Origin of the sequence: Myxococcus sp. CA051A, from assembly GCF_013336705.1 — a bacterium.
In the GTDB taxonomy this organism is placed as follows: Bacteria; Myxococcota; Myxococcia; order Myxococcales; family Myxococcaceae; genus Myxococcus; species Myxococcus llanfairpwllgwyngyllgogerychwyrndrobwllllantysiliogogogochensis.
Map to the genome: position 1 here is coordinate 139,860 of NZ_JABUMS010000019.1, position 17,803 is coordinate 157,662.

General features: G+C 70.8%; 14 protein-coding genes. 5 read left to right on the forward strand and 9 right to left on the reverse strand.

Annotated elements, in window-relative coordinates; all coding sequences use genetic code 11:
• Nucleotides 1-17 precede the first annotated feature (17 nt).
• Nucleotides 18-548: a hypothetical protein gene (locus tag HUA74_RS37715; protein WP_174458461.1), complete on the forward strand. Its 531-nt coding sequence runs from the start codon at nucleotides 18-20 to the stop codon at nucleotides 546-548.
• Between the two features lie 409 nt (nucleotides 549-957).
• Here the strand turns inward: HUA74_RS37715 and rsgA are convergent, their stop codons facing one another.
• A complete protein-coding gene (gene rsgA, locus HUA74_RS37720) occupies nucleotides 958-2,049 on the reverse strand; it encodes a ribosome small subunit-dependent GTPase A (protein WP_174458462.1) in 1,092 nt (363 codons plus the stop codon).
• 336 nt (nucleotides 2,050-2,385) lie between these two features.
• Here rsgA and HUA74_RS37725 point away from each other — a divergent pair, with 336 nt between their 5' ends.
• The gene (locus HUA74_RS37725) at nucleotides 2,386-6,003 is read left to right on the forward strand and encodes a serine/threonine-protein kinase (protein WP_174458463.1); all 3,618 of its coding nucleotides are present in this window, start codon (nucleotides 2,386-2,388) and stop codon (nucleotides 6,001-6,003) included.
• A gap of 12 nt (nucleotides 6,004-6,015) precedes the next feature.
• Here the strand turns inward: HUA74_RS37725 and HUA74_RS37730 are convergent, their stop codons facing one another.
• Both HUA74_RS37730 and HUA74_RS37735 read right to left on the reverse strand, forming a co-directional pair.
• Nucleotides 6,016-6,549 carry a hypothetical protein gene (locus tag HUA74_RS37730; RefSeq protein ID WP_174458464.1) on the reverse strand — a complete coding sequence of 178 codons (534 nt, stop codon included), beginning with the start codon at nucleotides 6,547-6,549 and terminating at the stop codon, nucleotides 6,016-6,018.
• Nucleotides 6,550-6,638: 89 nt separating this feature from the next.
• On the reverse strand, nucleotides 6,639-8,225 hold the full coding sequence (locus tag HUA74_RS37735) for a sigma 54-interacting transcriptional regulator (protein ID WP_174458465.1): 1,587 nt from the start codon (nucleotides 8,223-8,225) through the stop codon (nucleotides 6,639-6,641).
• A 233-nt stretch (nucleotides 8,226-8,458) separates the two neighbouring features.
• Between HUA74_RS37735 and HUA74_RS37740 the strand changes: the two genes are divergently transcribed.
• Nucleotides 8,459-9,139 carry an RNA polymerase sigma factor gene (locus tag HUA74_RS37740; protein WP_174458466.1) on the forward strand — a complete coding sequence of 227 codons (681 nt, stop codon included), beginning with the start codon at nucleotides 8,459-8,461 and terminating at the stop codon, nucleotides 9,137-9,139.
• Here the strand turns inward: HUA74_RS37740 and HUA74_RS37745 are convergent.
• Complete coding sequence (locus HUA74_RS37745) at nucleotides 9,075-10,436, reverse strand: TAXI family TRAP transporter solute-binding subunit (protein ID WP_174458467.1); 1,362 nt, start codon at nucleotides 10,434-10,436, stop codon at nucleotides 9,075-9,077. The two genes, HUA74_RS37740 and HUA74_RS37745, sit on opposite strands and share 65 nt — an antisense overlap.
• 63 nt (nucleotides 10,437-10,499) lie before the next feature.
• Complete coding sequence (locus tag HUA74_RS37750; RefSeq protein WP_174458468.1) at nucleotides 10,500-12,005, reverse strand: hypothetical protein; 1,506 nt, start codon at nucleotides 12,003-12,005, stop codon at nucleotides 10,500-10,502.
• Nucleotides 12,006-12,287: 282 nt separating this feature from the next.
• Here HUA74_RS37750 and HUA74_RS37755 point away from each other — a divergent pair, with 282 nt between their 5' ends.
• The gene (locus tag HUA74_RS37755; protein WP_174458469.1) at nucleotides 12,288-12,437 is read left to right on the forward strand and encodes a hypothetical protein; all 150 of its coding nucleotides are present in this window, start codon (nucleotides 12,288-12,290) and stop codon (nucleotides 12,435-12,437) included.
• Between the two features lie 52 nt (nucleotides 12,438-12,489).
• On the opposite strand, the gene HUA74_RS37760 is transcribed toward HUA74_RS37755, so the two are convergent.
• The 4 genes from HUA74_RS37760 to HUA74_RS37775 form a co-directional block, all read right to left on the reverse strand.
• On the reverse strand, nucleotides 12,490-13,803 hold the full coding sequence (locus HUA74_RS37760) for a nitrilase-related carbon-nitrogen hydrolase (protein ID WP_174458470.1): 1,314 nt from the start codon (nucleotides 13,801-13,803) through the stop codon (nucleotides 12,490-12,492).
• On the reverse strand, nucleotides 13,800-14,387 hold the full coding sequence (locus HUA74_RS37765) for a hypothetical protein (RefSeq protein ID WP_174458471.1): 588 nt from the start codon (nucleotides 14,385-14,387) through the stop codon (nucleotides 13,800-13,802). Before HUA74_RS37765 ends, HUA74_RS37760 begins: the two co-directional genes overlap by 4 nt.
• 127 nt (nucleotides 14,388-14,514) lie before the next feature.
• The gene (locus tag HUA74_RS37770; protein ID WP_141643819.1) at nucleotides 14,515-15,249 is read right to left on the reverse strand and encodes a hypothetical protein; all 735 of its coding nucleotides are present in this window, start codon (nucleotides 15,247-15,249) and stop codon (nucleotides 14,515-14,517) included.
• 238 nt (nucleotides 15,250-15,487) lie between these two features.
• Nucleotides 15,488-15,646 (reverse strand): hypothetical protein, encoded by a 159-nt coding sequence (locus tag HUA74_RS37775; RefSeq protein WP_174458472.1) that lies wholly within the window; start codon nucleotides 15,644-15,646, stop codon nucleotides 15,488-15,490.
• Nucleotides 15,647-15,796: 150 nt separating this feature from the next.
• Here HUA74_RS37775 and HUA74_RS37780 point away from each other — a divergent pair, with 150 nt between their 5' ends.
• On the forward strand, nucleotides 15,797-17,803 hold the full coding sequence (locus tag HUA74_RS37780; RefSeq protein WP_174458473.1) for a hypothetical protein: 2,007 nt from the start codon (nucleotides 15,797-15,799) through the stop codon (nucleotides 17,801-17,803).

The following is a 17,803-nucleotide window of genomic DNA, read 5'->3' on the forward strand; positions in this document are numbered from 1 at the left end:
TCTCCCCAGGAGTTCTCATGAATCGCATCGCACCCGCGCTCCTCTCCGGCCTCCTCGCGCTCGTGGCGCCGGTGGCCTGCACGTCTCCCGCGAAGAGCAGCCCCGCCGGGAGTGGCACGGCGGACACCGCGTCGCAGGCGAACGGGGCCACCACCGGCAAGATCAGCGCGCCCGTGGAGGTGGGCGCCAGTCTGGCCGGCGACAAGGCCACCGTCACCCTGCGCTTCCAGGGCCCCGCGGACGACGTCCAGGTGGACATCTCCGGCCTGGACGGGCTGCGCGTGACGAGCGAAACCACGCCCATGCGGGGCGCCCGCTTCGAGCAGGCCACCACCACCACCCTGGACGTGGACTTCACCCCGGGCGACGGGCGCTCGCTCCTCGTCGTCGCCATCAGCGGCACCTTCCGAGGCGCTCCGATGACGAAGGTGGCCACCTTCTCCGTGGGAGAGCCCAGCGTGCAGCAGCAGAAGACCACGGGTGACGTGGTGACGGGCGACGACGGTCAGCCCATCAAGCTGATGCCCTCGTCCGACTCCGCGCGGTAGCTCACGTGCGGCGGGCCTGGACAGGCCCTGAAAAGAACCGCGGGGAGCGCGCCCCCTCGACGCGCTCCCCGCCGTATGGACTGCTCGAATTCGAACTTCCGGTCCAACGTCGGGCACGCCCCTCGGCATGCCCTCCGGAAGCCACGCCCCTCCCCAGGGGCGCCCCCTCATAAGGTCAGAGGCGAGCCCCCCGGCGCGCCTCGTCCCCCCTCGAACGCAGTGCGTTCGAAAACTCGAGTGCCGGCAAACCGCCCGGACACTCCCCCCAACCGCCCTTCAGACGCTCTGCGTCTGAACCCCTTGGACACCCCGGCTCTGCCCGGGTGTCCCCACCTTTCGAAATATCCAAACGCGACGGGTCCAAATCCTTGAGCGCGGGATTTCCGCGGCGATTTTCAGCCCGGGGGGTTCAGTCGCGGCGGCGCTTGGCGCGAGAGACTTCCCAGCCAATCATCGTGCGGCCCTTTTCGAACTTGCGCTGCTCACGCTGCGCGGCGGGGCTCGTCTGGCGCGACTGGAACGCCTTCTCCTTCTGGAGCTTCTCGAAGCTCGAGAGCCGCTCCTCGGGAAGTGTTCCGGCCTTGACGGCGGCGCGCACGGCGCACCCCGGCTCGCCCTGGTGGGTGCAGTCGTTGAAACGGCACCCTTCCGCCAGCTCGAGGATGTCGGCGAAGGTCTGCTCGATGCCTTCCTCCTCATCCCCCATCAGCCCCAGCTCGCGCATCCCGGGGCCGTCGATGAGCAGTGCGCCGTGGGGCAGGAGGAACAGCTCGCGGTGCGTCGTCGTGTGACGCCCCTTGTCATCCTCCACGCGAACCGACTGGGTGGCCAGGCGCTCTTCGCCCAGCAGCCGGTTGACGAGGGTGGACTTGCCCACGCCGGAGGAGCCCAAAAGCGCGCCCGTCTTGCCGGAGGGCAGCAGCGCCCGAACCGCGTCGAGCCCCTCGCCAGTCCATGAGCTCAGCGCGAGCACGGGGACCCCGGGGGCCAGTGCCTCCACGGCCTGGACGAGCGACGTCGCGTCGTCGTGGAGGTCCACCTTGGTGAGCAGCACCGCGGGGGTGGCGCCGCTGCTCCAGGCCAGGGTGAGCGCGCGCTCGATGCGGCGGGGGTTGAAGTTCGAATCCAGCCCGGCGACGAGCAGCACGACGTCCAGGTTGGCGGCGATGAGCTGGCCGCCGCCCTGCTCGCGGCCGACCTCCCGGCGCACGAGCAGGCTTTTGCGCGGCAGGACGGCGTGCAGCATTCCCTCCCCTTTTCCGGGAGGCATGAGCATCGCGACCCAGTCCCCCACGGTGGGCAGCGACTCGGCGCCGGGGGCCTGGTGGAGCAGCTTTCCCGCCGTGCGCGCCCACAGGGTGCGCTCGGCGGTCTGCACGGAGACGAGCCCTCGGTGCTGGCGCACCACGCGGCCGGGGACGAGGGGCAGAGGGGACGATGCGACGACGACGGAGAAAGCCTGGGCCAGCTCGGGCCCCCAACCAAAGGTTTCAAGTGACACGTGGAAAGACTCCGGACAGAGCGGTGCCTGCGGCGCACCTCGGTTCTTCAGGGGCACCCGGGGGGACGTGGACCGCGCTGTGACGGGCCTTCACGCCGGCCTTACCAGGCCCGCGTCCTCCGGGTGAACAGGACTCCCACCGCGGCAAGATGAATGTCGGCGTGCATGGGGCCTCCAGGGGACACGCGGGACGACGACGACCGTCGTCCGGCGCCCCCTGCATATCAACGAGGCCCGCCCCGTGCACGGGGGATGTCGTGGGGGGCGGGTGGTACAAAACGTCCCGCCCGTCGTCTCGGTAGAGAAGGCCGCGGACACACGAGCCTGGGAACGCCGATGCGCGAGGACTACGAGGCGGAGCTGCGGGCGGTGCTCTTCGAGGGCCTGCTCTCGGACAGCGAAGTGGAGGCGCTGCGGGCGGAGGCCCTGCGACGCGAGGCCGCGCCCCTGGAGCTGTTGCGGGAGCGGGGGCGACTGTCCGAGCACACGCTCGCCTCGCTGCGGAGCGCGTCGCGCGCGGCCCTCCAGGGCGCGCTGGTGGGCGCCCCCACGGCCACCGGCCACGTGGGTCCCCCCAAGGCGCTGGAGCCGGAGCCGGAGCCTGCCTTCCCCGTGCCGGGCTGGGAGCGCTACGCGCCCATCCGCTTCCTGGGCCAAGGCGGCATGGGGCGCGTCTTCCTGGTCCAGGACCCGGTGCTGCGTCGCCCCGTGGCGCTCAAGTTCGTGCGGGACGACGACTCGGACCGGGCGCGGCACTTCGTCGCCGAGGCGCAGGCCCAGGCGCGGGTGGACCACGAGCGGGTGTGCAAGGTGTACGAAGTGGGCCAGGTCCAGGGCCGCGCGTACATCGCCATGCAGTACGTGGACGGGCAGCCCCTCCACCAACTCGCGGGCGTGCTCAGCCTGGAGCAGAAGGCGCTCATCCTGGCCCAGGCCGCCGAGGGCGTGCACGCCGCCCACCGCGCGGGCCTCATCCACCGGGACCTCAAGCCGTCCAACATCCTGGTGGAGCGCACGGCCGACGGGCAGTGGAAGCCGTACGTCATGGACTTCGGCCTCGCCAGGGACCCGGGAGAAGGGGCCACCGCCACGGGCTCCATCCTCGGCACGCCGCACTACATGGCGCCGGAGCAGGCGCGCGGAGAGGTGAACCGCCTGGACCGCCGCGCGGACGTCTATGCCCTGGGCGCCACGCTCTACGCGCTCCTGGTGGGCCAGCCGCCCATCCCCGGGGGCAACGCGCTGGAGGTGCTCAGCCGCATCCCCACCGAGGACCCCACACCGCCTCGTGTGCTCGCGCCGGAGGTGCCCGCGGACCTGGAGGCCATCGTCCTCAAGTGTCTGGAGAAGCAGCGCGCGGCCCGCTACGACTCGGCGCGCGCGCTCGCGGAGGACCTGCAACGCTTCCTCGACGGGGAGCCGGTGCTCGCGCGCTCGGTGGGGACGGCCTGGAGGCTGGCGCGGCTGACGCGCAGACACTGGCGTGGGTTGCTGCTCGCGGCGGTGGCGGGCCTGCTGATGTTGCTGGCCGGAGTGCAGGCCGTGCTGGCCCGCCGGGACGCGGACGTGCGCGAGCACCTGGCGCGGCGCTTCTCCGAGCTGGCCGAGCACGTGGAGTCCCGCGCGCGCTACACCGCCCTGACGCGACTGCACGACACCCGGAATGAGCGGCACGTACTGGAGACGCGCCTCCAGGACATCGCGGGGGAGATGCGCGAGGGCGGCGAGCACGCGCTCGGGCCGGGCAACGAGGCGCTGGGCCGGGGCTGGCTGGCGCTCGGAGAACCGGCGCGGGCCCGGGAGCACCTGGAGGCCGCGTGGAAGCATGGCACCCGCACGCCTCGCGTCGCGTGCGCGCTGGCGCTCGCGCTCGGGCAGCTCTACCAGGAGCGGCTGCGCGCCTACGAGCACCTGCCCGCCTCGGAGCGACAGGCGCGGCGGCGCGAGCTGGTGACGCTCTACCGGGAGCCCGCGCTGGCGTGGTTGCGACAGGGCAGCGGCGCCGACCTGCCCCCGGCCGAGTACGTCGCGGCCCTGCTCGCGTACCACGAGGAGCGATACGAGGACGCGCTGGAGCGGCTGGATGCGCTGGGAGACCGGCTGCCCTGGTTCTTCGAGGCCCCGCTCCTGAGGGGTGACGTGCTGGTGGCGCGCGCCACCGGGCACTGGGACGCGGGACGTCGCGAGCGCGCGCAAGAAGACCTGGAGGCGGCGAGGAAGGCCCATGTCCGCGCAGCGTCCCTGGCGGAGAGCCTGCCGGAGTCACACCTGGCCCTGGCCGGCGTCGAGCAGGTGGCCCTGCGCATGGGCTTGTATGGCCAGGGTGACGTGACACCGCACATCGAGCGGGCGCTCAAAGCCCTGGAGCGCGCGCTCACCGCGTCGCCCCGACACCTGCCGTCCCTGGTGCGCAAGGCCCACCTCCATCGCAGGCTCGCCGAGTTCCGGAGCCGACAGGGTGGCGACGCGGAAGCCGCGCTCCAGGCGGCGCTGAAGGCGGCCCGGGCCGCGCTCGACGTGGACCCCGCCAGCAGCGAGGTCCGCCACGCGCTGGGGCTGGTGCTCTGGCAGCGCGCCCGGATTCAACAGGCGCGCAGCGAGGACCCCTGGGAATCGCTGAAGCAGGCCATCGAGGCCTTCGACGGCGTGGCGCTCCAGGAGCGCGGCTACGACTACCACTCCAACCTGGGCCTCATCTTCAAGGTGTGGGCGGACCACGAGGACGCGGTGGGCGAGGACTCGCTCGGCCATCGCAAGCGCGCCATCGACGCGTACCTCACCGCCATCCGCATCGACGAGGCGCTGCCCGACGCGTGGATCAACCTGGGAAGCGCCTGGTTCAAGCGCGCGTCGAACCCTCGCAACCCCGACGCGGACGCGGACCTGGAGCGCGCGCGACAGGCGCTGGAGAAGGCGCGGACGCTCAATCCCCGCAACCTCGTCAGCCACTTCTACGAGGCCCAGGTCCACGCGCTGCGCGCCACGCGACTGCGCGACGGTGGAGGCGACGCGGGCCCTTCCCTGGACACCGCGCTCGCGTCGTACCGGAGCGCGCTGGCCCTCAACGCGGACGTGCCCCAGCTCCACGGGGGCGTGGGGCTGGTGCACCTGGAGCGCGCGCGGGCCGCGTGGCTTCGCGGCGAGCCCCCCTTCCCCGCCCTGGACGAAGCGCATGCATCCTTCAGCCGCGCCCTGGCCCTGGCCCCGAAGCAGGGCCTGCCGCACAGCAACCTGTCGGAAGCCCACGCCACCCGCGCGGCCCATCGCCTGGCCCGGGGAGAAGACCCGCGAGACGACGCCCGCGCCGCGCAACGCGAGGCCCGCGCCGCGCTCGCGCTCCAGCCGGACCTTTCGACGGCCTGGGCCAACCTGGGACAGGCCCACCGGGTGCTCGCCGCCTTCGCGCTGGAGCGAGGCACAGACGCCAGGCCCGAGCTCGACGCCGCCGAGCAGGCCCTGGGTGAGGCCCTGCGACGCAACCCCCGGGACGAGGAAGCACTGCGCTACGCCGCGGAGGCTCGCGGCCTGAGCGCGGCCTGGAGTGTCCTCCACGCGAAGGACTGGGAGGCCGCCTTCACTCGCGCCGAGCAGGCCCACGAGGCGGCCCTCGCCGTCAGCTCCCGTCCCCACGATGACCGGCGCGCGCTGGCGCGGCTCCACCTGGACTGGGCGCTGGCGCGGCGGCTCGCGGACAAGGACCCTCGCGAGGTGCTGGAGCGCGGCCTGTCATGGGTGGCCCCGGTGCTGAAGGCGCGCCCCCACGATGAAGAGGCGCGCGCGCTGCATGCGGCGCTGGAGCTCACCCAGGCCCGGGCCTTCCCGGCCGAGCATCCCGGTCAGCAGGCACGCGCGCGGGAAGCCCTGTCGAGCGCGCTCACCGCGCGCCCCCTGCTCGCTCGGACCTGGGCGCCCCTGCTCACGGAGCCGGGCCGCTCCCGCGCGACGCCTCCGTGAAGAGCTGGAGCGTCACTCCTCCTCGGGCTCGTTGGGATCCCTGACCACTTCCAGGTCCCCGGGCTGGCCCTCGCCCGTGTCGGTCGAGACGACGAAGGGGTAGTCCTTCCAGACCGCATTGCGACGGACCCTGCGGCACCAGCTCGACATGGGCCCCGCCACCAGCTTGATGTCGTCCTTGTTGTAGTTCTCGAAGATGGCGTCGGCGCCCTCTCCATGGAACTTGAGCAACGCCCAGGGGACACCCGGGGCGAGCTGAAACTTGAGCAGGTGTCGCTGCCAGACGCAGCTTCGGGGAGGCGTCACGGGGTCGGCCCCCAGGGAGATGGTGATGAAACACAGCGTCCCCTCCTCGGGCTTGGGGCAATCCCCGTCCACCATGGGACAGGGCACGGCATGGAGCTTGGCGCAGGCGGAGGCGTCGTATTCCGCCTGGGACTGCACGCCCCGCGCATCGACCTCCGCGGGCCCCGACGTGTCGGGCGCGCAGCTCCACCCCAGCGACAACATGACGACGCCCGGCCAATGCTTCAAGTGCCCATCCATGGTGCAAGCCTCCCCGCCACGTCGCTTGGGATGCGCGGGACTGGCCCGACCCGGACGGTGGCCCGTGGAGCTTGCCACGCCCCACGGCTTCATGACTCGGGAGGCTCGAGGCCCAGCTCCCTGACCCGCCGCTGGAGGGCGCGACGGGACACCTCCAGCTTCCGCACCATGGCGTCCAGGTCGCCACCGCAGGCCTGGAAGCAGCGGGTGATTTCCTCCGCGCCCAGGTCCTTCACCGTGCGGATGTGGGGACTGCGGTCGACGAGGTTGTAGAGCGACGCCCGGGTGATGCCGAGCTTCTCCGCCGTGTTCTTCAAGTCCCAGGAGCACTCGCGCAGCGCCTCCAGCAGCTCGGGCTCCGTCACGTCCGAGGGCTTGCGACGGGCAACAAGCGTGGGCTCATGGATTGGCGCCTCCTCGCCCGAGGGCTTCGGTGCCAGCTCCGCCTCCAGCGCGGCGTCCACCTGGAGGCGAGCCTGCCCCCGGCCGCTGATGACGAGCTGGCGGGCCACGTTGCGAAGCTGGCGGACGTTGCCGGGCCAGTCGTGCCGCAGCAGCCGTGACGCCAGGGCGGCCGGCAGCCACGGCTCCGCATAGGGGTCCGTGGGCTCCAGGCGCCAGGCCTCCCCCAGCCCCTCCAACTCCACCCGCGCGAAGTGGTGGAAGAGCAGCGAGATGTCCTCCCGCCGCTCGCGCAGCGGGGGCATCTGGATGGAGTAGCCGGAGAGCCGGTGCAGCAGGGGCGCCCGGAAGCGGCCCTGTTCGATGAGGTCCTCCAGGGGCGCGTCCGTCGCCGCCACCAGTCGCACGTCCGTGGCGATGGGAGTGTGCGCGCCCACCGGGTACACCTCCCCCGTCTCCAGCACGCGCAGGAGCGCCACCTGCACCTCGGCGGGAGCCTCGCCCACCTCATCCAGGAACAGCGTGCCGCCATGCGCGGCGCGGAAGAAGCCCTCGCGGCTCTGGGACGCGCCGGTGTAGGCGCCCCGCTGCGCGCCGAACAGCTCCGCCGCGGCGAGCTCGCGGGCCAGCGTGCCCAGGTTGACGCTGACGAAGGGCCCCTTGCGACGAGGGCCACGCTGGTGGAGCGCGCGCGCGACCAGCTCCTTGCCCGAGCCCGTCTCGCCCCGGATGAGCACCGGCACGTCCAGGTCCGCCACCTGGCGGACGCGCGTGCGCACCCGGCCCAGCGCGGAGCTCTGCCCCACCATGCCCAGCGTGTCCGCGGACCGCTCCTCGTCCACCGCCACCCGGTGCAACAGCAGCACCACGCGCCCGGCCAGCTCCAGCGTCACCCCCGCCGCGAGCGCCTCCGGTCGGAAGTCCCAGCTCACCCCTGGCACCCCGCCCACCATCACCTGGGTCCCCTCGGCATCCCCTTCCAGCCGGACACCGCCCTCCGGACGCGGGAGGAAGCGCAGGGGACGGCGGCTCACGAACGGGTCCGCCAGCGGCCTGCCGATGACTTCCCCCACGCGCGTGAAGAGCGGCTCGTTGCGCGACAGGGCCACCTCCTTGCCGCGCGCCAGGGACTCCAACACGAACCGCTCCCCCACCCGCGAGGCGAGCGGATGGGAGACCAGCGTCAGCGCCGGCAGGTGCGCGGTGGCCTGCGAATCACCGCCTTGCCGCTGAGGACTCGCGGTGGAGACGTCGTCGAGGAGTCTCTGCTTCATGAGGGGGACGCTCTGAGCCAGGGCCCGCGTTCTCCCTCAGGCTACACGAGCCCGAAGCGCGACGGACCGTGGGAGCCCCCAGGCTGGCACACGCTGACATGTCAGCCGACGCCGCTGACATGCCAGCCGAGCACCGCGCCGCCCGCCCCTGCGCCCTTCTCCGAGGGAGCACGCCCCGGCACAGCGGTTGCTCTAGGAGGCGCTCGGAGGGGTTGCCAACGGTGAGAACCCTCATGGAAGCGAAGACGACTGGATTCTGGGAGCTGTGGCTGTGCCACCACCCGAAGCTCCTCGCGAAGAGCCTGCGCCACCTGGGTGGCCACCAGGCCGACGCGGAGGACGCATTGAGCACCGCGATGCTGCGAGCCGCCGAGGCCTGGCCCCGGGAAGTCCAGCGGCTGCGAAACCCCGAGGCGTGGCTGACACGCATCCTCCACAACGCCTGCGTGGACCTGCATCGCATGCGGGCCCGGCGCGCGGAGGAGCCGCCCGAGCAGGACGACGAGGCCCCGTCCGAGGCAGTGCAGCCGGCGCATGCCCCATCGCCGGAGCAGCTCGTCCTGGAGCAGGAGCAGTCCCAGTTGCTGTGGCGCCACGTCCACCGGCTGCCGGAGCCCTTGCGGCGGGCATGCCTGCTGCGCTTCGAGCGGGAGCTGGATGGCCGCAGCATGGCCGTGGAGCTGGGCATCACCCATGTGAATACCCGCCGCCGGCTGCTTCGGGCCTATCAGGTGCTGCGCCTGGCGCTCGGCACCTCGGCGCGCGGCACGGACCTGGAGCCTCCCGTGCGCGGCGGCGCGGAGCAGTCCCTGCCTCCGAGCCGGGCGCCGCGCGCCAGACGGGGGCCGACTACGCGTTGGCGGAGCGGACGAGCGCGCCCACCCCGTCCCGCGCACCGTCGAGTCGGCGGATGAGGCGGCGGCGGACGACCTCGATGTGCTCGCGGAAGAAGTAGAGGTTCTCCGCGTAGGCGAGCGGCATGGGGATGCGGTTGACCTCGCGCTCGGCCTCTTCCAGCCGCTTGAGCATGTCCTCGAGCATGTCCCGCCCGGGGTTCTCATCGAGCTGGATTTCAATCTCCTTCAACCGCGCGTACCAACGGACGATGCGCGAGCGGATGCGCCACTGGTACAGCGCGGGAACGGCGCGGAACAGCGGCACCACCACGGCGATGATGGGCACCAGCATCACCCACAACCGGTCCACCAGGTTCGCCGCCCAGAACGGCAGGTAGCGCTGGAGCAGCGGGATTCCCGCCTCGTAATAGCGTCGGGCCTCGCTGCTGAGGGCGAAGCCCGTCTCGCGCGGCGCGGGGAACTCGCTGGCGCCATCGAGCAGGCCCGCGCTGCCGTGGATTTGGCTGGCCGCGCGCATGAGGAGGTAGGAGAGCGCGGGGTGCAGGGAGTCGCGCGCGACGAGGTTCGCCGTCGGCGCGAGCACCACCACGTCCCGCGCGGGGATATCCGAGGCGAGGTTGAACACGCCGCGCGGCAGCACCAGCCGGGTCAGGTACGGGAAGCGGCGCGCATACGCCTCGCCCCGCGCGAAGCTGAGCAGATTCACACCGGGCACCGCCGCCAGCTTCTGGATGGGGGGCGACTCCGCGGGCGAGATGAGGAAGATGGCGTCGAGGTGGCCCTGCTTGAGCTGCTCGATGGCGGCCTCGCGCTCCAGCGGCAGCAGCTCCGTGGGCGCCTGGTCGATGCCATTGGCCTTCAGCAGCGTGACGGCGAGCGCGCGCGTGCCACTGCCCTCCGGCCCCACCGCGATGCGGCGGCCCTTCAGCTGGCGCACGTCCTCCAGGGGCTCGCCCCGGTAGAAGACCCAGAGGGGCACGTAGGAGAGGCTGCCCAGGGACACGACGCTCGCGGCCTTCTCGCCGCCCGCGGTGCCGCTCTGCACGAAGGCGACGTCGACGTCGGAGTTCTCGTCCGACAGCAGCGCGACGTTCTCGATGGAGCCCTTCGTCGAGCGCAGCTCCAGGGTGACGCCGTGCTTGGAGAGGAAGTCCTGGTACTTGCGCGCGTAGTAGCGGAAGCCGCCCTCGTCGGGCGACAGGGCCAGCACGAGCTTCTTTGGAGGCGCGGGCTCGATGAAATGGAACGCGGCGGCGAAGGCGATGCCGATGAGGAGCACCGCGGGCGCGAGGGTGAACCACAGGTCGCGCCGCAGCGTGCGCCGCAGTTGTTGCTTGAGGGAGTCCGCCGTCATGGTGGGCGCGGAGTATACGCACCTCTCCGCGCCCACTCCCATGCCTGCCTGCGCGAAGGAGGGCTAGCAGTCAGCCGGGCACGCGGCGGGCGACTCCCAAGGCTGGCACACGGCATCCCCGCACGAGGAGTTGAGGAACGTCTCCAGCACGGCCCGGCGGTGCGGCAGGAAGACGGCGTTGAGCGCGGGGGAGATGCGGAATCGCGGGCCGAACGGGCCGGGGGCCGGGTCGAACTGCTCACCCACATGGACGAAGCCGCCCGACGGAGGCCAGACGAGGCCGCCGCCCAGGTTCGCCCCGTTGCTCAGCTCGTGACAGCCGCCGCACGACAGCGCCATCGAGCGCTCCACGATGTCCTGGGGCAGCAGCGGGCTGCCCAGCAGCAGCAGCTCGTTCTGGATGTTGGTGCGGAAGGGGCTGGGGTTGGGGCCGAACTGGAAGCGGTAGTCGTTCTCCGGGCCCTGCGCGTTGCTCTGGCCGCTGTTGAACATGTCCGGAATGGTGTTGTTGAACAGGTTGATGTCGGTGACGGCCAGTGCCGGCACCTGCGAGGGGAACAGGACGTTCTGGAAGGACGGCGCCAGCGGGTGCCCGGAGACGGGGTCGAACAACGTGCCGCCCGGGTTGACCTTCACCGTCACCGGCCGGAAATTCAACTGGCAGGGCACGCTGCCGCACATCGTGCGCCGCACGCTGAACTCTCGCAGCGTCCACGGCGGCTGGATGAACTGGTTGGTTCGCACCTGCCCGGTCGGCACGCTCCCCGTCGTCCGGTTGCCGTAGTTGTCGATGTGGACCACCGGCATGAAGCCCGGCAGGCCCGTGAAGTAGAAGTTCTGCAGCCCGCCGATGCGGGTGGCCAGCGCCGCGCCCGTCAGCGAGGCCCAGAAGTTGGCCACCGGCGCACAGCCATTGAGGCCGGCGCTCGGATTGGGGTTGGGCAGCACCGCCTCGAAGATGAGCAGGTTGCGATTGCCACCGCCGGGGATGCCGGAGCGCTTGCCATAGACGATGCGGTACTCACCGCAGTCCACGCCCGACGCCGGCGCCAGGTCGAAGCGGTTGACGAGCGCCAGCGGGACGTACTCGTCGGGGTTGGTGCCCGGACTGAGGAAGGGATTGACGAAGGCCTGGTTCCCCTCGATGCGAGGACACTGATACTGGAAGCCGTTGAAGAGCGGGCCGCAGTTGGGCGGGTTCGCCGTGTTCCACCAGTCCTGGAAGAGCGCCAGCGGCGTCAGCCCCGCGACACCGGACTGCGTCACCAGCTGACTCATCACCCGCACGAGCGGGAAGTTCCTCACGATGGCGTCGTCGGTGATGATGAGCGACGAGCGCGGGTCCACCGTGACGACCATCGCCGACGGCCCCATGGGTGGCAGCGCCATGGCACCGATGCCGCGGCGCTCCGGGTGCCTCGTCGGGTCCACCGTCACTTCCTCCGCCGGGTCCATCCCGGTCGGCTCCGCCTCCGGCGCCGCGTTGTCACAGCCGGCCGCCAGGGCCACCACCGCGCACACGAGCATCCCGCGCCAGGCCAACTGGCTCTTCTCAACCATGCGTTGCATTCGAGGTCTCACACCCGCGCGGACGGCCGCGCCCCCTGCCAGGGATGAGCACTCCGGCACGTTGCCGGATTCACGGGTCGGCAAGAAATCCCATGATTCCGCGTTTATACATTGTTCACTGACACAAAATCCACAAAGAGGATGAGTCAAACGCAAACATGGGTTTGCGAGCGTCGGCGACAGGGCTTGGGTCTCGATACACCCTTGCGCGCCGTCCCATCCAAGACGTGTGACGTGTGGCGAGTGTTACTCCCCGACGTCGGAGGGTGGACATCGAGGGCGATGCACGCGACCTGGAAGGCAGGATGCGCCCGGGGCACCGAGGACACCGGCCCCACGCGGCGGGAGGACTCGCCACGTCTGTCGCTGGAGTTGGGGGGCAATCAGGGTGGCGAACAGCAGGAGCGTCAGCTCACGCGCACAGCCGGCTGAGCCCGTGAACATCGACATCCCGAGGACTGGCGCATGCCCACGAGGACCGTGCCTACTCCTGCGTCGCCTCCACCATCCGCGGGGGCGGGGACAGCATGAGGATGCTGCTCGCCCCCGGTGCGCTCCGCGCCAGCACGCGGCCGTCGGAAGACACCACCACCGCGATGCCTCCCAGCGAGGCTCGCACCGCGGGCATGTGCAGCTCCACCGCCCGCATCACCACGCCGCCGATGGCCTGGTCCATGGCGAAGCGACTTCCAGCCAGGGGCAGATCACTGGCCAGGACCGCGAGCAGCTCTCCTCCCGCCTCCCGTCCACGCAAGGCGGTGGCGCGGCTGAAGGCCTCGTAGCAGATGAGCGGAATCACCTTCCGCCCCGCGAGGGACAGCAGCGGTCGCGCCTGGCTTGCGAGCAGCGGCTCCCCTCTTCCCTGAAGCCCGAAGATGGAGCGCTCGCCGATGGGGACGAGGATGGACTTCCCTCGGGTCTCCCGCAGACGCCCGTCCGCATCAAAGGCGGCGGCGGCATTGAAAAAACCCTCGGGCGTTCGGAGCATCAGCCCCGCGATGGCGGGGACCGGCAGGCGCGCATCGAAGGCCTCGAGGACCTCCGGCCGTGACACACGCCCCTCGGTCCCCCGCTGGAGCCCCCGGACCGTGGACTCTGGCCAGATGAGCCGCTCCGTGGCCTCGGGCACCGACTCCGGCACCCGCACGGAAGAGGCCATGTGGACCACGCCCGTCCCCTGGAGCGCATCGTCCGCCACGGGCAGCCGGGGCAGCGCGGCCAGGGCCAGCATGACGCCCACGGCCGGCAGCAACAGGCGGCGCGAGCGCAGGGCCACGGCCTCTCCAACGCACACGGCGGCGAGCAGGCAGAGCACCAGGGTGGGCACCCACCCCACGAAGCCCACGGCCCTCAGGATTGGCGGCTGCATCCACTGGGAATGCAGCACGTGCGTCATGGAGAAGCCGCTCCACGCCTCCAGCCCCGCCTCGCCCAGCACCCAGCCCAAAGGCAACCAGTACCTTGGAGGCACCCGCTTCACGGGCAGCGCCGCCAGCGCCAGCAGCGGCACCTGGGACAGCGCCCCCGTGGCCGTCCAGCCCAGAAACGCCACGATGAACGGAGGAGGAAGCCAGGGGGCCGTGTAGAACTCCGCCGTCCCCACCCACCAGTGCAGGGCCACGCCCTGGCGCACCAGCGCGGACAGCAGCAGCGCCGCAGCGGCCTGGCGCCAGCCGTTGGCGCGGTGGAGCGCCCACCCCAGCAGCGCGATGCCCACCCAGGCCAAAGGCTGCGCCCACGTCCACAGGAAGGCGACGCCCAGCGCGACACCCGAGCCCAGGGCCAGGAGCAGGCTCATCGCTTCCGGAACCTCTCGGGCGGAACGGGGACCAGCGCCGTGGCCTCCCCCGGGAGCGCCACCTTCACGAGGTTGGGGTGCTTGCGCGCCAACCGGGCCTCCAGCACCTCGGGCTCCCAGCGCGACACCTCTTCGAGCGCCGTGTCCATGGCCTTCGCATCCAACCGCCACAACTCGAGCGCCTTGCCAGAGCGCGTCCGGACGAAGCGAGCGCGCTGCTCGGGGCTCCCGGCCTGGAAGAAGCCCTCGTCATAGAGCAACCCATCGAGGGGCAGCTTGTACGTGGAGCCCAGCACCCAGGCCCCAGGCGCCTCTTCCGCGAGCGCCGTGAGCAGCGGCGTGGAGAAGCCGTAGCAGGTATCCAGGACGATGAGGTCCGGGCGATAGCACCGAACCACCCGCGCGAGGTCCTCCGGAGACGCGTTGAGATAGCTCGGCGGCAAGCTGTGTCCGCTGAGCACGAGCACCTCGGCCCTCACTCCAGAGGGACAGGAGAAGTCCTCGAGGGCCACATGCGGGCAGCGGGCATCCGAGCACGGCGACTGCTGCAACTCGGCGACATCCACTCGTGAGTAGATCGCCACGACGCGCTCCTGCACTCCGGGGGCCTGCCGACACGCGCAGGCCCCCAGAAGCAAGGCCAGGAGCCAGTGCCTTACCAACACAGTCATGGACGGTTCCAGTTCCTGGCTCGAAACACCGGGAGGCCTGCTAGCAGCGGCACCAATACGAGGCGCACCACGAGCGGCAGTAGTTGCTCAACCCGGTGAGCCTGCAGCCGTTCCGCCGGTACTGCTGGGAGCAGCCGACGGTGGAGCCCACGTACCAGACGCCCACCGCGATGAGGACGACCACCGCCGCGGCGCCGCCCTTCCCATTATTGTCCTCGGGAAGGTACTTGCTGATGACTTCAATCATCGTGAACAGGGAGTACTCGGAGACGGCTTCCAGCGCCCCGGTCTCGAGGAGGATACTGGCCGCTTCCTGCTCGTTGGCGGCCAGCTTGTCACCCACCAGGATGGTCTTGTCCGCGTTGAAGACCATGTGCAGCTTGCCGCCTTCATGGTGGACCCAGGCGTCGCCCGTCTCGTTGTTCACCGTGTAGATGGTGCGCTCCCCGGTCTTCTCGTCATACACCTCGAGGACGGCGTCCTCCGTGCCGCGGACGAGCGTCTGCCGCAGGACGAAGTTCATGAAACGGGGCACCTCGTCATGCATCGCGATGCCCAGCCGGCCAAACCGCTCCAGGCTCCCGTCAACGACTTGCGCGGGCTCCACGGCGCTGAAGACGATGTTCTCGGCCAGGGCCTCGCGCGCCTTGGTCATCGGGTTGGCTTCGGGAGCACGGCTGCAGCCGATCTGAACGGTGAAGACCGCGAGCATCGCGAGCGTTGCCGCGCGCATGCCGTTGGAAGAACCACGGTGTGACTCAGCCGGATGAAACATGTGGGGACACTCCTCTTGCTGTGGGGAACTCGCACCTGGCGCAAGGCCGGGTGCGATGGTTGCTGCACTCCCCGTGAAGGCAGGAAGTAGGCCATCTCTGGCTTCCCTCGGAATCTGGGGTGCTATGCCGGTGCCGTTGTTGCGTCCGCCGCAACAAATCTTCACTCTCCGTGACACCCAGCGCTACAACCCCACTGCACATCCAGTGGGCGTAGCGGCGGCCGCCTCAGTCCTCGTCTCAGTGGAGGAAGCCGTGCGCGTCGCCCTCGATGAAGGGGGCAGATGCTGCTTCCGTTTCTCGCTCGTTGGGCAGGTCCGCCCTGCTCCACCAGTCCTGGGTGCGAAGCTGAACGAAGGCCCTGCCCTCGCGCGCCGTCCCGTCCACGACGTGTGACATGTGGCGAGTGTTACTCCTCGACATCGGAGACGGACGTCAGGGGCCACACCCACGACTCGGAAGGCAGGATGTGCCCAGGGCGCCGAGGACACCGGCCCCTCGCGGCGGAAGGACTCGCCACGTCTGTCTCTGGAGTTGGGGGGTCATTCAATGAAGACGTCTCTTCGCGCCGCGTTCGTCGGCACGAGCATCCACCTCGTCATCCTGGGAGCAGTCCTCGCGGCCTGCGATGGACCCGGTGAGTCGCCACCCCAGGAGCCGCGGACAATGGCCCCCCAGGCCGTCCAGCGTGCGTACCAGGACTATTACAGCGTGGCCCTCGCGCCGGGCGGTCCCACGGGCAGCAGTCAGCTCAGCCGGGGCACCGTCTTCGTCCCCATCCTCCAGCCCGTCACCCATGCGCCGCTCCTGGGTCTGGATGGCACGCCTCTTCGCTACACGTGCGGCGTCACGTTCATCTCCCCACGCAGGGCCATCACCGCCGCGCACTGCCTGGACGACGTCAGCGTCTGGGACCCCGCGAACCAGTCGCTCGAGGTCCGGATGTATGACCCGATGATTGACGCGGAGGTGAACTGGGAGGCCACCGCGGAGAGCCTGTCGGGCACCTTTCCCGGCTTCCACCGGACGCCGCTCGGCGGGGGCTACAGCACGTCGTCCTATTCGTGTCGGGTGATTGCCCGCTGCGGCGACTCGTTCGGCAACTACCAGTGCCCCGCATCGTTCCCCCGGGCCGACACCGCGTTGCTCGACTGCGGCGCCGAGAGCCCCGGCTGTCGTTACGACTACCTGGACGTCGCCGAGTCGGAGGGCCTGGGCGTCCCCGTGTCCATGGCGTGGGCCCACGAGGTCTACTCGATTCCGGAGGACCGGAGCACCGAGCTCTGGCAGCGCTACACGCGCTACATCGACTACGAGCCCGCGCAGAACTACCACTACTACGGGGTGAATCAGCTGCTGCCCCTGCTCTCCAGTCCCTGGAGCAATCCGTCGCGGCCCCGCGTCTCCCTGGGCCTCTCCGGCTTCGGCACCGACGCGCGGCTCACGGAGCTGCATGGCTGCCATGGCTCGTCCGGCTCCGGAATCACGCAGCTCAACGAGCACCTGGGCACCCAGGAGTTGCTCGGGCCCGTCGCGGTCTGGGCCCACTGGGTGTTCCCCGCGCACGACTACGACTTCCTCTGTGAAGACCCCGCGCGCACCGCGCGGCTCCCGGGCGACGCCGGGCTGGGCTATGCCCGGCTGGCCTTCACCCGGAAGCTCGTCGAGTCGAGGAGCCCGGACGATGTCTGCGACACCCTGGTGCCGGGCCTGTTTCCCAATCCCCTGCTCTGGTTGACGCACGACGTGTGGCTCCTGCGCCGGGGCGCGCTGGGCACACAACCCTTTCCCAAGCCCTGGCCGTGCACCGCCTCCTCGTGCTCCGCCTGGGAACGATTGCGCTTTCCCAATGAGCCCCTGGTACCCCTGGCGCGGGGAGAGTCCCTCACGCTGCCCTCGGCGGAGGTCATCGCGGGAATGACCTATCGCGTGACGGTGCGCGTCCGGGCCCTGGAGAGCACTCCGGCGACTGTCACGCTCTCGCTCGGGACTCAGTCCCTCCTGAGCAACGCGAGTCCCGTCGCGCTCCCGGGCGAGGCCGCGGGGCTCATCGCCACCACCTTCGTGCCGCTGTCCGGCGCGGCGCAGCCCTTGCGGCTCGCCCCAGGCGAGGACTCGGGGGCCTTCGCCGTGACGGAGGTCGTCGTCGTCGCGGACCCGCTGGCCAACGGCTTCGAGTATCGCTCGCAGCGCGTGGGCATGGGCATCCTCGAGCCCGGCGCTCGCACGCCCGTCCCGGCGACCTGGACGCGACTCCCTCCCTCGCGCTTCGCGGCCCTCCTGCGTGGGGGCCAGCGGTTCGTCGTGACACGACAGGCTTTCGTGTCGGGCCGCGCCTGGACGGTCGAATTCGACACGTCACGCGACACGGTGGGAGTGTCCTGCGGCTTCATCACCGCTGACGGGCGGGAGCTGCGCACGCGCTGCAACGCGGTGCGTGGACGCGTCCGCACCCACTTCCAGCTCGGCGCGGCACAGCCCGTGGCCTTCTTCGTCGACCTGCCGGCCGGACAGCCCGACCTCATCCTGGACAACCTCCGCCTCGTGACCCGCTGA

Bases quoted from the DNA above. Each gene is read 5' to 3' on its own strand.
- HUA74_RS37725 (WP_174458463.1), top strand. From the start codon at position 2,386: ATGCGCGAGGACTACGAGGCGGAGCTGCGGGCGGTGCTCTTCGAGGGC.
- HUA74_RS37750 (WP_174458468.1), bottom strand. From the start codon at position 12,005: ATGCAACGCATGGTTGAGAAGAGCCAGTTGGCCTGGCGCGGGATGCTC.
- HUA74_RS37735 (WP_174458465.1), bottom strand. From the start codon at position 8,225: ATGAAGCAGAGACTCCTCGACGACGTCTCCACCGCGAGTCCTCAGCGG.
- HUA74_RS37740 (WP_174458466.1), top strand. From the start codon at position 8,459: ATGGAAGCGAAGACGACTGGATTCTGGGAGCTGTGGCTGTGCCACCAC.
- HUA74_RS37745 (WP_174458467.1), bottom strand. From the start codon at position 10,436: ATGACGGCGGACTCCCTCAAGCAACAACTGCGGCGCACGCTGCGGCGC.
- HUA74_RS37715 (WP_174458461.1), top strand. From the start codon at position 18: ATGAATCGCATCGCACCCGCGCTCCTCTCCGGCCTCCTCGCGCTCGTG.
- HUA74_RS37780 (WP_174458473.1), top strand. From the start codon at position 15,797: ATGAAGACGTCTCTTCGCGCCGCGTTCGTCGGCACGAGCATCCACCTC.
- HUA74_RS37760 (WP_174458470.1), bottom strand. From the start codon at position 13,803: ATGAGCCTGCTCCTGGCCCTGGGCTCGGGTGTCGCGCTGGGCGTCGCC.
- HUA74_RS37755 (WP_174458469.1), top strand. From the start codon at position 12,288: ATGCACGCGACCTGGAAGGCAGGATGCGCCCGGGGCACCGAGGACACC.
- HUA74_RS37730 (WP_174458464.1), bottom strand. From the start codon at position 6,549: ATGGATGGGCACTTGAAGCATTGGCCGGGCGTCGTCATGTTGTCGCTG.
- HUA74_RS37770 (WP_141643819.1), bottom strand. From the start codon at position 15,249: ATGTTTCATCCGGCTGAGTCACACCGTGGTTCTTCCAACGGCATGCGC.
- HUA74_RS37775 (WP_174458472.1), bottom strand. From the start codon at position 15,646: ATGTCACACGTCGTGGACGGGACGGCGCGCGAGGGCAGGGCCTTCGTT.